The organism is Paraburkholderia sp. Clong3 (assembly GCF_050436485.1).
Classification (GTDB): domain Bacteria; phylum Pseudomonadota; class Gammaproteobacteria; order Burkholderiales; family Burkholderiaceae; genus Paraburkholderia; species Paraburkholderia tuberum.
Window position 1 is genome coordinate 180,661 of record NZ_JBNDMH010000001.1, and the last position, 14,261, is coordinate 194,921.

Annotated in this window: 13 protein-coding genes and 2 pseudogenes; 8 read left to right on the forward strand and 7 right to left on the reverse strand. The window is 60.6% G+C overall.

The genetic code is table 11. The features are described 5' to 3' along the window. The first annotated feature begins 8 nt into the window (after positions 1-8). The 4 genes from istA (at position 9) to zigA (ending at position 3,943) form a co-directional block, all read left to right on the forward strand. On the forward strand, positions 9-1,511 hold the full coding sequence (gene istA / locus OKW30_RS00980; protein ID WP_429345680.1) for an IS21 family transposase: 1,503 nt from the start codon (positions 9-11) through the stop codon (positions 1,509-1,511). Further along, the gene (gene istB, locus OKW30_RS00985) at positions 1,498-2,262 is read left to right on the forward strand and encodes an IS21-like element helper ATPase IstB (RefSeq protein ID WP_429345679.1); all 765 of its coding nucleotides are present in this window, start codon (positions 1,498-1,500) and stop codon (positions 2,260-2,262) included. Before istA ends, istB begins: the two co-directional genes overlap by 14 nt. Beyond that, positions 2,259-2,480 carry a hypothetical protein gene (locus tag OKW30_RS00990; RefSeq protein ID WP_429345678.1) on the forward strand — a complete coding sequence of 74 codons (222 nt, stop codon included), beginning with the start codon at positions 2,259-2,261 and terminating at the stop codon, positions 2,478-2,480. The genes istB and OKW30_RS00990 overlap by 4 nt, the downstream gene beginning before the upstream one ends. A 272-nt stretch (positions 2,481-2,752) precedes the next feature. Next, positions 2,753-3,943 (forward strand): zinc metallochaperone GTPase ZigA, encoded by a 1,191-nt coding sequence (gene zigA / locus OKW30_RS00995; RefSeq protein WP_429345737.1) that lies wholly within the window; start codon positions 2,753-2,755, stop codon positions 3,941-3,943. Between the two features lie 80 nt (positions 3,944-4,023). Here the strand turns inward: zigA and OKW30_RS01000 are convergent, their stop codons facing one another. From OKW30_RS01000 to OKW30_RS01015, 4 genes and pseudogenes are all read right to left on the reverse strand, one after another. Beyond that, positions 4,024-4,371 (reverse strand): hypothetical protein, encoded by a 348-nt coding sequence (locus tag OKW30_RS01000; protein ID WP_429345738.1) that lies wholly within the window; start codon positions 4,369-4,371, stop codon positions 4,024-4,026. A 256-nt stretch (positions 4,372-4,627) separates the two neighbouring features. After that, positions 4,628-4,963 carry an ArsR/SmtB family transcription factor gene (locus tag OKW30_RS01005; protein ID WP_429345739.1) on the reverse strand — a complete coding sequence of 112 codons (336 nt, stop codon included), beginning with the start codon at positions 4,961-4,963 and terminating at the stop codon, positions 4,628-4,630. 433 nt (positions 4,964-5,396) lie between these two features. After that, on the reverse strand, positions 5,397-5,999 hold the full coding sequence (locus OKW30_RS01010) for a DUF1326 domain-containing protein (RefSeq protein ID WP_184071866.1): 603 nt from the start codon (positions 5,997-5,999) through the stop codon (positions 5,397-5,399). Between the two features lie 241 nt (positions 6,000-6,240). Then, positions 6,241-6,477 (reverse strand): annotated as a pseudogene (locus tag OKW30_RS01015) (CopD family protein); the annotation flags it as partial. A 537-nt stretch (positions 6,478-7,014) separates the two neighbouring features. Here OKW30_RS01015 and OKW30_RS01020 point away from each other — a divergent pair. Together OKW30_RS01020 and dmeF are read left to right on the forward strand one after the other, a co-directional pair. Beyond that, positions 7,015-7,290 (forward strand): metal/formaldehyde-sensitive transcriptional repressor, encoded by a 276-nt coding sequence (locus OKW30_RS01020; protein WP_187614476.1) that lies wholly within the window; start codon positions 7,015-7,017, stop codon positions 7,288-7,290. 8 nt (positions 7,291-7,298) lie between these two features. Then, positions 7,299-7,841 (forward strand): annotated as a pseudogene (gene dmeF, locus OKW30_RS01025) (CDF family Co(II)/Ni(II) efflux transporter DmeF); the annotation flags it as partial. Between the two features lie 332 nt (positions 7,842-8,173). Here dmeF and OKW30_RS01030 read toward each other — a convergent pair. After that, positions 8,174-8,776 carry an SCO family protein gene (locus OKW30_RS01030; protein WP_090811184.1) on the reverse strand — a complete coding sequence of 201 codons (603 nt, stop codon included), beginning with the start codon at positions 8,774-8,776 and terminating at the stop codon, positions 8,174-8,176. 451 nt (positions 8,777-9,227) lie between these two features. Here OKW30_RS01030 and OKW30_RS01035 point away from each other — a divergent pair, with 451 nt between their 5' ends. Next, positions 9,228-10,607, forward strand: coding sequence for an IS4 family transposase (locus tag OKW30_RS01035; protein WP_429345740.1), 1,380 nt, complete (start codon positions 9,228-9,230; stop codon positions 10,605-10,607). Between the two features lie 141 nt (positions 10,608-10,748). On the opposite strand, the gene OKW30_RS01040 is transcribed toward OKW30_RS01035, so the two are convergent. Together OKW30_RS01040 and OKW30_RS01045 are read right to left on the reverse strand one after the other, a co-directional pair. Continuing rightward, positions 10,749-12,746 carry a PhoX family protein gene (locus OKW30_RS01040; RefSeq protein ID WP_429345741.1) on the reverse strand — a complete coding sequence of 666 codons (1,998 nt, stop codon included), beginning with the start codon at positions 12,744-12,746 and terminating at the stop codon, positions 10,749-10,751. A gap of 182 nt (positions 12,747-12,928) precedes the next feature. Then, a complete protein-coding gene (locus tag OKW30_RS01045; protein WP_429345742.1) occupies positions 12,929-13,276 on the reverse strand; it encodes a hypothetical protein in 348 nt (115 codons plus the stop codon). 135 nt (positions 13,277-13,411) lie between these two features. Between OKW30_RS01045 and OKW30_RS01050 the strand changes: the two genes are divergently transcribed. Beyond that, positions 13,412-14,110 carry an IS6 family transposase gene (locus OKW30_RS01050; RefSeq protein ID WP_429345743.1) on the forward strand — a complete coding sequence of 233 codons (699 nt, stop codon included), beginning with the start codon at positions 13,412-13,414 and terminating at the stop codon, positions 14,108-14,110. The last annotated feature ends 151 nt before the right edge of the window (positions 14,111-14,261 follow it).

Here is a 14,261-nt window from a genome sequence, read left to right on the forward strand (position 1 = left end):
AACGACCCATGACCATTGGAGCTGAACTCGAGGCGCAGATCCTGCGCTATTACCACGTGGAGAAGTGGCGTTGCGGCACCATCGCGCGCCAGTTGCGCGTGCACCGCGGCACCGTCCAGCGCGTGCTGGCCCAGGCCGGCCTGCCCAGGATTGGCGCCGTGCAGCGAGCCTCACAGATCGATGCTTACCTGCCGTTCATCCACGAGACGCTAAAGAAGTTTCCCTCGCTCACGGCCAGTCGCCTGTATGCGATGGTGTATGAGCGCGGCTACCGGGGCAGTCACCACCACTTCCGGCACCTGATCTCGCTGCACCGGCCACGCCCGGTACCTGAGGCTTACCTGCGCCTGCGCACGCTGCCCGGGGAACAGGCGCAGGTCGATTGGGCCAGCTTCGGTCACCTGCAGATCGGTCGGGCACGACGACCGCTGATGGCCTTCGTGATGGTGCTGTCGTGGTCACGGCAGATCTATCTGCGCTTCTTCCTCGATGCCCGTATGGACAGTTTCCTGGCAGGACATGCCGGCGCCTTCGAAGCATGGTCCGGGGTCCCCAGGGTTCTGCTTTACGATAACCTGCGTAGCGCCGTGCTTGAGCGTCAGGGCGATGCGATCCGCTTCCACCCGACATTGCTCGCGTTCGCCGCGCATCATCGTTATGAGCCTCGTCCGGTGGCTGTCGCACGGGGCAACGAGAAGGGGCGCGTTGAACGGGCAATCCGCTTTGTACGCGAGAGCTTCTTTGCCGCTCGCAGATTCACGGACCTCGACGATCTCAACGCCCAGGCGGCAATCTGGTGCGCGGGACCCGCTGCTGAGCGGCCCTGCCGCGAAGAACCCATGATCACCGTGCGCGAGGCCTTCGGGCGCGAACAGCCCAGCCTGCTCACGTTGCCGGAGAATCCGTACCCGTGTGAGCTGCTTCTCGCCGTGAAGGTCGGCAAGACGCCCTACGTGCGCTTCGACCTGAACGACTATACGATCCCGTATACCCATGTGCGACGCACGCTCACGGTACGAGCTGATCCCCGGCGCGTACGCATTCTCGACGGCGCCGATCTGCTCGCCACCCATGAACGCAGTTACGATCGCGGCGCGCAGATCGAGATTGCCGCACACATCGATGCGCTCGTCGCAAGGAAGCACGAGGCCCGTCACCATCGCGGTCTTGATCATCTGGCCCGGGCTGCGCCGGCCAGCCGGACCCTGATGCTGCACGCCGCTGAGCGTGGCGGCAATCTGGGCAATATCACCACGCACCTGCTGCGACTGCTCGACCGCTATGGCCCGGCCGAACTGCAGGCCGCGATCGAGGAAACCCTTGCCAGCGACGCGGCGCCTCATCCCAATCCGGTACGTCTGGCGCTTGAGCGCCGGCGCGAGGCACGGCAGGCCCCGCCGCCAGTCACCCTCATCCTGCCCGAACACGTGCGCAACAAGGACACGCTGGTGACACCACACCGGCTCGACATCTACGACCAGCTTGCGGGAGGCGCCGATGAACACGCCTGAGAACCTTCATGGGCGCGCGAACGCCCTGCGTCTGTACGGACTGCTCGCGCATTGGACCGATGTGGCCGCCGAACAGTGGGTCGCGCCGCTGTTGCAGTGGGAAGAGGATGAGCGCGCCCGCCGATCACTGGAGCGACGTATCCGCGATGCCCGCCTGGGCAACTTCAAGCCGCTGTGCGACTTCGACTGGAGCTGGCCCACGCGCTGCGACCGGCTTGCCGTTGAAGAGTTGATGTCGCTCGGGTTCGTCAGGGATACCGCCAACGTCGTGTTGATCGGCCCGAATGGTGTCGGCAAGTCAACCCTCGCGCTCAATCTCGCCTATCAGGCGCTCGTGCACGGTCACACCGCGCTGTTCACTACCGCCGGTCAGATGCTCGGCGAACTGGCCGCACTGGACAGCGATTCGGCGCTGCGTCGACGCCTGCGCCGCTATGCATCCCCTGACGTCCTGGTGATTGATGAGGTCGGTTACCTCTCGTACTCAAACCGCCACGCCGATCTGCTGTTCGAACTGGTCAGCCGCAGGTACGGATCGGCAAGTACCGTGGTCACAACCAACAGACCGTTCTCCGAATGGCACGAGGTGTTCCCGAACGCCGCCTGTGTCGTCTCGCTCGTTGACCGGCTGGTCCATCGCGCCGAAGTCATTGCCATCGAGGGCGAGTCCTACCGGGTCAAGGAAGCGCGCGAGAGGGCCGAGCAACGCGCCAGCAGACGCAGTAGCGCGCGTGCGGAGAAGAAATCATGAAGCGCCTGGCACACCTGCCTTCGGGCATCACCCGTGGGCTCGACTTCCTGATACCGGACAACTGGTCGCCGGAACAGGCGCTCGCCGTCGTCGAACTCATCGGGGATCTGCGTGCCCGGATCTGCATGCACTATGACCTCGCCCTGCATGACCTGCTGCACGAACAGCATTCCCCTCCCGAGGATCCCAATCTCAACGACATCGGCGATCCATTCTGATTGGGACCGGCCACCCCGACCGAGGCCGTCAACGGCGCTTCATTGTTGACGGTCCTGGTGAACCTTGTGCCGCCATTTATGTGCGGATTTACGCCGCCGTCAACAGCCACATGATCTTTTCAAGGCGGGCCTCGACAACTGTATGGTTGGCGAAGTCCTGCAGAACTGACACGAAGGATCGCGCCTGCTTGCCGCGCACCCGCCTCGGCCAGCAGGCTGGCCGTGTCGATTCATGCGATCTTCTTCACCACGTTTGAGGCTCCACTTTTCCCATGCACAAGCTCCCCGTCACCGTACTGTCCGGCTTTCTCGGCGCGGGCAAGACCTCGCTCCTGAACCACGTCCTGAATAACCGCGAAGGCAAGCGGGTGGCCGTAATCGTGAACGATATGTCGGAAGTCAACATCGACGCTCAGCTGATTCGTGACGGCGGCAGCCAGCTCTCGCACATCGACGAAAAGCTCGTCCAAATGAGCAACGGTTGCATTTGCTGCACATTGCGCGAGGACCTGCTGATCGAGATCCAGCGGCTCGCGCGGGAGAAGCGCTTCGACTATCTCCTGATCGAATCCACGGGCATATCCGAGCCCTTGCCGGTGGCGGAAACCTTCACGTTTCGCGACGAACAAGGTCACAGCCTCTCGGATATCTCTCGCCTGGACACGATGGTGACGGTCGTCGACGCCTATAACTTTGTGCGCGACTACGGTTCCCACGACTTCCTGGCGGATCGCGGCGAAACGATGGGCGGGGAAGACCGCCGCACCGTGGTCGATCTGCTGACCGAGCAGATCGAGTTCTGCGACGTGATCGTGCTGAACAAGACGGACCTTGTGAGCGCAAGCGAGTTGGAGTTGCTCAAAGGCGTGCTGCGGGTGCTGAACGCCCGCGCGAAGATCGTCGAAAGCCGCTTTGGCCAGGTGCCGATCGGGCAGGTTCTCGATACCGGCCTGTTCGACTTCGAAGCCGCTGCGCAAGCGCCTGGGTGGCTCAAGGAGATGCGCGGCGAACACATTCCCGAAAGCGAACAATATGGCATCACCAGCTTCGTCTACCGCGCGCGCCGTCCGTTTCATCCGCAGCGTTTCTTCGACTGGATTCAGAGCGAGTGGCCGGGCGTCGTGCGCTCAAAGGGGTACTTCTGGCTGGCCTCGCGCAACCATGCAGTCGGCGAATGGTCGCAAGCCGGCGCGGTCTCGCGTCACGGACGCGCCGGGACCTGGTGGGCGGCCGTGCCCAGGCACGCCTGGCCGCAGGAGCCCGAAGCACAGGCTATCATCCGAAGCCGCTGGCATGAGCGTTTCGGGGATCGTCAACAGGAGCTGGTCCTGATCGGCACCGGAATGGACGAGGCAGCCTTGCGCGCGTCCTTTGATGCCTGCCTGCTAAGCGAGGACGAACTGGCCCGTGATGAAGTCGCGTGGCACAAATTTACCGACCCGTTCCCTGAGTGGACGCAGTAAGGTGTGTCCACCCACGCAGTAACCTGGCACCATGCATACTCAATCGTATTGAGGTACGTCGCCTGCCTGGCGCCGGGCACTCAGGCGAGCTCAACCGGGCCGTGGTCGTCGCAATGATCGCCGTGCGGATAGTGCAGGTGGCCGTTGACCAGGTAGTCGACGTGATCGCCATGCGGTACCGCTTCGTGGCCGCATGCCGGCCCGTGGACATGTCCCGACTCATGACCGCCGCAGTTGGAAGTACATTGATCCGGATTTTTTGCGCTCACCTCCAGCCGGTGTTCGTCCACGTGATCGCCATGGGGATGGTGCAGGTGGCCATCGTGCAGATAGTCAGTGTGATCGCCATGCCTGATCGCAGTGTGTCCGCAGTTCGGACCATGCTGATGGTCATGATGGGCATGATGCGGTTCGTTGCAGGTGCTCATAGTGGTGCTCCTCGACTCACGTGATAGTGAACGCATGACGTGGGCTTCGCGGCGTGCCCCCAATGGGCAACGGTTAATCCGGCCAGATGTTAAAGCGATCCTCCTTACGCACGCCGAAGTCAACGCCCCTTTTTTCCGTCTAGATGATGCCATACCCCCGATGAAGTAAACGCGTCTGTGCTTTAATTAACCGGCGCGGTGGGTTCGATAGCCGGAAAACATCGGGGCTTGCCTTGCGGGTCAGCTGCAAAACGCGTCATTCCTCCTTCGGTGGCTCATCAAATTCGGACGGCGGATGCTCACACTCGTGTTCAGCCATGTCGCTGATGACACGCTCTACGTGCTCGTCAGTTGCTACACAGAAAATCTGTTTTCCGCACCGATCGGCGCGCAGCACCCGGGCTGCTCGCAAAAGCCGCAGGTGATGGCTGACGAGCGTTTGCGCCAAGCCATATTGTGCCGCGATGTAGGAAACGCACATCGGCGCGCGCAGGCATGCTGCAATTATTTTCAGGCGGGTCGGATCGCCGATCTGCCGGAACATCTCTACCAGTTCCGCGACCTGGTCGTCGGTCAACTCGGATGCCTGCATTTTTGCATTCCAAAGAGTCACGTCGCCTATAGATGGCGCACCGCCGCATGCACGGAAATGCCACCGTTGCCCGTCTCATGCCAGGGGCCATCGGGATATCGAAGTCGACCAATGGTTCTCGACACATTAACGTGGCCGGGACCCAGGCGCGACGAAAAGGCTATGTACGAAGGGTCGAATTGGGCGATTAGCTATCCGCAACCGAGCGATGGCGGCTGCACCATCAAGATAGCCCTTCGATCGGAGCCAGGTCGAACGGCCGCGACGGGTTGGCGGATTCAACCGGTATGGTTCAGATAGCGTGAATACGGTCCTTCATCCAATCCCCACAGTGCCAGCCAGGCCGAAAGCATCAGCCCGGCTAGCAATGGCGGAAAAAGCCCTGAGCGCGAAGCGGACTTCATCGCGAGGCTCGGTGGCCGTTGGAGGAGAGTCAGGCCTGGAAGTTGAAATGGCCTTGGGTGGCGTTATGACCCGTCAGGTTGAGGTCGACCTTGAGCAGAGGGTTTTTCATCCGGTAAGCGCTCGCTTTGCTGATGATCGCCGGGGAGCATGGTGTCGTCGAGATGGAATTACCGAGAAGCACCGCGGGGGCGCCGCTCGGACTCCAGTACGGCTCGAGTTCCGCATGAATGTCCACGCCAATATCGAGTTTGCCTTTACCGCCCTGAAGGTCGAAGATAATGGGCGCGCGCTCGATCGAGACGATTTTTCCGTACATATGGGCGAAGTCGGCCAGCGGGCCGCCGCGCTCGCCCCGGTAGACGCTGGAGAGCGCCTCAAACTGCACATCGGTGGCCCGGTCATCGATGTACACGGCTACCTGCCAGTTGCCCTGCAGGATATTGCCAGGAATGAAAGTGGCACAGGCCACCGTCAATCCAGAGACCTCAATGTCATCGATCGAGCCCTTGTCGAAGTGGTGGGCGATCGCGGCGCAACAGCTGCCATTGTCGGCGTCCTCACCTATGCAGCAAGGGCAAAGTACGTTGCAATTACACACTTCCAGAATACTGCCGTCGAGTTTGTAGCTCACGTTAGCCTCCTTGCGCCTTTACACCCCTCGCGCCGTCACCTCGCCTTCAACGGCTACTGGCATCAAGAATAGACCATTGATGCTGGCCTGAAAGGCGCGGATTCACACTAGAAGGCGCGTTCATTGGCGCGAACTGCCGGCTCTCGATCATTAGTGAGCCTGATCCGCGTTCGTCGAAGCGACGGACTGTCGGGGTTCGGATACCCGGGTGATGCGAGCGATGGCTCTAACGTAACCAGGCCTATTCGCCCGAGGGCGCCGTGTGGCCAAGCACACCGGCGGCCGCCAGTACCGCCAGCATGGCGACGGCTTCGACGGCCAGCAGACGGTCGAAGCCGCGTTGAGCGTCAGGGTAAGCGGGACCGCCATCTGCCGTCGCGGCCTGCGAGCGCGGCAAGTGGATCATCCGGTTGTAGCCGCCCAGCAGCACCGCCAGCGTGACGCACACGAACTTAAACGCGAGCGGGCGTCCATACGGTACGCTGAGTAACGGGCAGTGAGGTGGGCCGTATCCTGCGTCACGTTATAAATGGGCTCCGTGTGGCAGCAGGCCGAGACTGCCCGGTGCGGACAAAACGACTGAAAGTGACGTTCGCGAACGTCACTTGTTGGCCGGCGGATTCGCGTAGCGTCGCTCGCAGCATCTGAAGCACGCGGCGCATATTCTTATCACACGATGCTGTGTCCGGCCAGAAGCAGCCGATCACGTCAGGACAACGTATGCCTGCTTCTTCCTGGTGACCGGACGCCAACGCGGCACGAGCCAATCGCAACGATCGCGTGCCTGGCGCGTCCCGGTGGGACGGTGACGCCCTATCGCGTATCGTGGATTCGCTCGCACGTGCCGTCCTCGCGCAAACAAAGTCCATCCATAAAGGCCGCTGCCCGAAAGGCGAAGCCGGGTCTAATGCAGTCAAATTCTTTCAATTCGCCTTCGTTCACCGGGGAGAATTAGCATACCCCTCCACCCGATCTGGCATACATATACTCTCCTGCGATATATCGGAGGTCATTCATGAGCCACACCATTCGTGAGAAACAGAAGCTTCTCAACCGGGTCCGCCGCATCAAGGGGCAAGTGGAAGCCATCGAGCGGGCGCTTGAGGAAGAGCGTGGATGCATCGACGTCCTGCAGCAGATAACCAGTTGTCGCGGCGCGATGAATGGCCTGCTGGCGGTAGTGCTCGAGGAGCATATCCGCACGCATCTCGTCGATGCCGAAACCCACAAAGAGCCGGCCGGCAGCGCGACTGACCAGCTCATCGAAGTCGTTCACAGCTATTTCAAGTAGAGCAGCACATGAGTGATTTCAAAGACTCGGCGTTCGGCGCAGGACACGACCACATCTTTCTGGGCGCGGCTCACGAGCAGAACGAGCGCAGGACCTGGGCGGTCATTGCGCTGTGCAGCGCGATGACGCTGATTGAAATCAGCGGCGGCAATATGTTTGGCTCACTGGCGCTTGTTGCAGACGGTCTGCACATGTCGACGCACGCTGGAGCAATGCTGATTGCAGCCCTCGCGTACACATACGCGCGTAAGCATGCTGCCGACCCCCGCTTCGTTTTCGGTACTGGCAAGCTTGGCGATCTCGCGGGCTTCACGAGTGCCATCGTACTTGCCATGATCGCAGTGCTGATTGGGTACGAGGCTGTGTCGCGCTTTCTGTCGCCAGTATCGATTCATTTCGGCGAAGCGATTCCCATCGCGGTGGTAGGCCTGTTGGTCAACCTGGCGAGCGCGTGGCTGCTCGGCGACCACCACGGGCATGGTTACGAAGACGAGGCGCAGAAGATCTTCGCTCCGTCCGGTGTGTTTGCCGTTTCCATCTTCGAAGATGGCATCATGCGGTGCTCCAGCGCTTTAAGGGATTGTCCCATGTCACGGTCGAGGTCCAGCCTGCTCAAGCGGTGGCGTGATCCACGATGCTACTGGCGCCACACACTTGTATGCCGGGAAACCTTGCGTTGAGCGTGCATAGGGATTCTGGTCGTAGCCGGTTATTGACCAGCTGAACGCGGTGGTATGCGTGGAACTTCGGGCGGCGACAACAAGCGCTCCTCCGGGCGAATCTGGCCGGAATCTCCGACGTACGTCCGACTCTATCTGTTGAAAACACCGTGGGTGCGCGGGCTCGTTCGCAGCCTCTTCAGCACCGTCGCGGGCGCCTGTCGTCAGGTCTCGTCGGCCAATTGACGCAGATCGTGCACAAATGCGTCGACCGGATCGTCGTCCGCACCGATCAGGCGTGCGTGCCCTTTCGCATCGAATATGTAGATCGCCGAGCTATGGGTTACCTCGTATCCACCGTTCGCGCGGGGCTTGTCAGCCTGGTACGCGACGCGATAGCGTTGCGCGAGCGCCTTGATCGCGCTGTCGGAACCGGTCAGGCCGACGTCGTGCTTTGCGTCAAACGCATCGACATACGCATGCATCACTGCGGGCGTGTCCCGCGCCGGGTCGACACTCACGAACAGGACCTTCACATGCTGTGCGGCGCCGCCCAGTTGATGCGTCACTTGGGCCAGTTTGGCCAGCGTCTCCGGGCATACGTCCGGGCAATGCGTATAGCCGAAGTAGACGAGTGTGACATCACCTGCCAGGTTCGCCTGGCTAATCTGCTTGCCGGCGTCGGAGGTCAGCGCGAAATCCAGATCGGGCAAATGCCCCTGGACGTCCGTGAGCTTCCACGGCTCTTCATGGTGGCAGGCGGCAAGTGAAACAGAGAGCGTTGCGCCGACAACGAGACGCACACAGCGATCAAAGAATGGGGGCATGGATTGGTGCGGCATTGCCGTCGCAAAGATCAGGATCGAGAAGTACAGTCTATTGCGGAGAGCTTTCATTCGTCTGCCCGCGTAGTGCCTCATCCGCTTTACAACTCTCAACGACAAGGCTCCATTCGAGGGCCGTTGCGCCACAGGCCGCGTCACCCGAGCGCGCCAAAATGTCGCGCGTAAGGCGGGAAGCGAAGAGCCAGCCGACCGCAATCCGCCCCGTAGTCGCTGACTATCACCACGCAGTTGCCTGAATGCAGGTCTATGTCACAGTTCGAAGAGTGTCTTGCGAACACACAACTTTGCCTCCCGGCTCCAATAAAAAACCCCCTCCAGAGAGCTCAGGATTACCCATAAGTCGCTCGTGACTATGCGATTGAAGGGCGATGGCTTGTAAACGGTGACGACCGATGTTAACTTTGATCCGGTTCGTGATCTGTGATGCCGGGCATTGTCGGACACCTCTGACCTTGATGATTGGGCAAATGAAGAGTTTGGCGCCGCCGAGCTCGGCGACGCTCGCCTGACCAGACGGCTCGTGACGTTGGCACGCAAGCTTTCGTTGGGCCCACATTGCTCTTTTCCGCAGTCGTTCAATGGTTCGGAGCTGAAGGCGGCATATCGTTTTTTCGACAACCCGCACGTGGATGTCGATGGCGTGCTGGGTGGGCACATCGGTCAAACGCTGTGTCGTATGCAACAGGTGCCAGTCGTCCTTGCTGTTCAGGACACCACCGAGTTCAATTTGTCTCATCTGCGGGCAACCGAAGGTCTGGGATATGGCTCCGATCCACACGTGCGTGGTTTCCTGATACACAGTCTGCTTGCGCTCACGCCAGAGGGGCTGCCACTCGGGGTGATCGGGATGAAGACCTGGAAACGTAGGCACGAGGAGTTGGGCAAGAAACATCTGCGCGGGCAACGAACCGTACAACAAAAAGAGAGCGCGAAATGGCTCGAAGGCATCGAGCAACTGGGCGTACTCAAGGCGCACTGTCCGTGCACGCATGTCATCGGCGTGAGCGACCGTGAAGGCGATGTCTATGATGTGTTCCTGGCGCAGCGGCCTGCCGGCGTCGACTGGTTGGTGCGCGCGTCGTGGAACCGACGCGTTGCTCACCCCGATCGATATTTGTGGGAAACCGTGCTGGCCTCGCCAGTGCTTGGAGAGGCCCAACTGCAGGTGCCTGCACGCGAAAACCGCCCGGCACGCACCGCACGGCTGGTTGTGCGCTGCATGCCCGTACGCCTTCGTCCGCCGCAAAATCGTCGTCGCGAGAAGCTTCCCGAAATTGAAGTGTTTGCAATTCATGCACAGGAAACGAACTTGGACGAAGGAGCAGAGCCATTGGAATGGCTTCTACTGACTTCGGTGCCTACGCAAACGCACGCTCAGGCCCTTGAGCGTCTGGCATGGTATGCGCGCCGATGGACGATTGAATCGTGGCATCGTGTGCTTAAAAGTGGCTGTCGCATTGAAGCCCGCCAATTTGGCAATCTCGATCGATTCGTCCGCGCCACCGCATTGTTCGCCGTAGTAAGCTGGAGGATCCTGTACTCCATGTTGCTCGCAAGGCTTGATGGCAACCTGCCATGCGAAGTATTGCTGCAGCCAATCGAGTGGCGAGCCCTCTACTGTCGTACGCATGGCAGTACTGAAATACCTGATAAACCGCCATCACTGGCGCAGGTCATCTTGTGGATCGCCAGACTCGGCGGGTATCTCGCTCGAAAGCATGATCGTCCGCCTGGTCCTACCGTCATCTGGCGTGGATTTCTTGTCCTGCACGAAATCACGATGATGTACCGAATATTCAGGCAAAACGAATAGCACCATCACATTACTTGTGGGTAATCCTGAGCTCCAGAGAGGGGGCGATGAACCGCTCGCGAACCGTGCTTTTCGTATCGGATCAAAGCACCATCAATTTCCCCACAATGAGACTTGCGAGGATCTCTGCGAGCCTTGCCGTCACACCAGCTTGATCGATGTCGGGTCTGCTGTCAGATAGCCGACCGATGCGCCGAAGCGATCCCTGTAATTCGCGCGCACAAGCGGATCGAGCGTGTCCCTGAGCGCCTGCGTATGCTGGCTGCCCCAGTCGCCGGGATGCTGGAAGTTGCTCATGATGTAGGTCCAGCCGTTGAGTTCGTCGACCGCATGCAGACCGGTCGATTCGGCGCCGGCGGGTGTCGACAGCAGACGCGTGAGCTGCTTCGTGTCGACGTTGTACGCCCACAGGAAATTGTTCACGTGGTAGCCGCTGTCCTCGCCGATAAAGAGCGTGCGCAGCTTCTCCGAGAATTTCAGGTTGTCCGGGTTGGCGACCAACTCCGGGTCGGCCTTGTTGCCGAGCGCGTCGGCGGCGATGTCCTTGCCGACCAGCAGCGCGCTGGTGTGCACCGGCACCCACTCGCTGTTGATCGCGGCACCCTGGTTATCCTTCTGGCCGCCCGCGAGCTTGTGCTGAAGCACGCCGCCGGCGTTGATCGCGGCGTCGACGGAAATGTTGCTCTCCGCGTTCCAGCCCTTCGCGTTGCCCTTCACCATCGAGTCGACGATGTTCTGCAAAGCGGAGTACGCGATCTTGTCCTTGATGTTGACCGTCGTCCCTTCCATCTTTGTGAAGCCCATGCTGCCGCCCGCCAGGTAAGCGTAGCGATGGGTTTCGAGGAAAGCCGCAACCTTCTCCTTGCCCGGCATGATCCTGACCCACTGCGCGGTGCCGCCGGCGAAGATCTTCCGGTAGTTAGCGTCGGCAGGATCGGTCCACTTGACGTCGATGACGTCCTGCGGCCGATTCGACTTCGCCATGGCCTCGACTTCCGCGCTCGTCGCGTGACCCAGCCTGATCCACGTCAGGTCCGCGCCCGCCGCGGCCGGATCGACCGAGAAGCCCGCGCCCACTTTCGCCACATACAACGTGCCGGCCGACAGGTCCTTCTCGTTGTCCGCCACGAACATGAAGAGGCCGCTGTTGGTCGCGTCGTCGCCCATCAGGACCGTGCGGTTGTCCGGCATCACCTGCACCAGTTCGTGCGAAATGCGCCCGAGGCAATAGTGCTTTCTGACCGAGCCGGTGCCATCCGCCTTGACCGTGATTTCCGGCAGATGACCATAGAGATACGGGTTGAAAGCAATGTTCGTGTTGCCGTACAGGTTATCGTTGAACGCCTTGTACTGCGCCAGATTGCTCGAGCTGGCCGTGAACGCATCCGGCTCGTATTCCTCGCTCGACAGATGCGTGTTCCACGGCGACAGGCTCGCGCCGCAGGTGATCCACAGTCCATTCGCGGGCGACGTGTCGACGTTGTGATACTTGACGAGCGTCAACTTGCCGGTGGCCGGATCCTGATCCAGCGTCAGCACCGCGATCGGCGACGGGAGGCGGCCATACATGTCACTGCCGGACTGCGAGCGCGTCGTGTATTCGAACTGGACCACAGCGAACACCGTGTTGCCCTTTACGCCGGCGACCTTCGCGCCATCGATCTTCAGCAGCGACGTACCGTCCGGCGAGTCCGAAAAGAACTGGCGCCGTTGCGCGGGCACCGAATCGTCGTCGATCGGCTGGTTGTTGATGTCGAAGTACCCGCCTGCCAGCACGGTGCCGCCGTTGCCGTCCGGGACCAGATCGCCGGTCATGAAGAACGGCTGGTACGCGAGTTTGTAAGCCTTTTGGGAGCCGTCGGAATACGAAACCGTCAGGCCTGAGCCGACCGTGGTGGTTGCCATCAGCGACGGGTTGGCGAGCGACGGCGCCGGCATGCTGGTGAAAGACGCCGAAGTGAAGTTCGCGACCGGGGTGGCAGGCGTAGTAGGCGTGGCGGAATTGGCCGACGGAGTCGCCAGATCGCCGCCGCAAGCGGTCAGCATCGACGCCGTGGCGATGCCGCCTAGCGGCAGCATCGGCGCACCGGCAAGTAGTTTCAGGGCCTTGCGGCGGGAAATGTCGAACGGCTCTGCCATGTTGTCGTGATCCAGGGTTCGGGTAGCGTAGGTGAATGCACAGCCGGCACGCAGTCAACCCGAAACCATATGGTTCACGCTCGCGCCGCCATGACGCGATGATTCTATGAAGTGAATATGAAAGTATCTTGACAGGCTTTAGTAATTTTTGAATCAGCCTGGTCAGCCGGCCTGCCCCGCTTCTAGCCCGGGCGGCGAAATTCGTTTTCGACCCAGGCCGCGGCGCTCGCCTTGCTGAGCTTGAAGCTGGGCGCGACCTGCACTTGCGCCAACTGCTCGCCGAAGGTGTCGAGGGGTTTCGGATCCTTCTTGTTGCGGCCCATCGTGCACGGCCCGACGAGCGCCGGTTCCGCTTCGCCGTCCTTGATCATTTCGACGGCCCAGCCTTCGTCGTCTTCGTTCTTGATGACGCGCGCGGTCCAGCCGTCGTCGCGCCACAGACGTGCTTCGTGCACGGCTTCGCCTAATCCGGACGAGCCTTCCGTCGTGGGATCAGCAGCGGTGTCGGACGATGGAAGGGGTGTATGCAACGCTGCACGTTTGGCGTCGACACGAAGCCCAGCGCGAATGGCTTTTGCGCTTTACTTTTCCGTCCGGCGGACCGGTTCTGTTGCAATAAGGCGGTCGCCTATGATGTGCGGAACAGATGAACGACTGAAAGCTTGATGAGGACTCTGAATCCGACCGTTGCCCGCGTGCCCAAACGCCTGCATTACCCGCTTGATGTGATCCTGACTTGTGTTCGCTGGTATGTGGCCTATCTGCTTAGCCTGCGAAACCTCGAAGAAATGATGGCTGAGCGAGGCATCTCAGTGAATCATTCAACCGTGCACCGATGGGCGCTCAAGCTGCTGCCGGTGCTGGAAAAAGCGTTTCGCCGCCACAAACGCCCCGTGGGCAAGAGCTGGCGCGTCGACGAGACCTACATCAAGGTCAAGGGCCAATGGAAATACCTGTATCGCGCCGTCAACATGGCCGGCAACGCCATCGACTTTCTGTTACGGGCCCATGGGGATAAGACTGCGGCGCGGCGGTATTTCGAAAAGTCGATGGCCCTGAATGGCGAACCCGAGACTGTGACGATCGACAAAAGCGGCGCCAATATGGCTGCGTTGCAAGTCATCAACGCCGAGCGCGAAACGCCCATCAAGATCCGGCAGACGAAGTACTTGAACAATATCATCGACCAGGACCACCGCGCGATTAAACGGCGTACCCACTCCATGCTCGGGTTCAAGAATTTCCGGTGCGCACGCATCCTGCTCGGTGGCATCGAGGTAGCTCACATGATCGCCAAGGGGCAGATGCAAAACAACGGGGCCCGACAAACTTTCGCCGAGCAATTCTATTCGTTGTTGAAATAGGTAGTCCTAGTCATATCCGGCTTTGCTCAAATTGCAATCGGTATCGCGACAAAACCGAACCTCTACTGCCGACTTCCACGCGCATCAATCCGAAGCGATAGCAATTCCCGCCTCCGCCGTCAACGACATTCTGGACGGTACCGGTCTGATG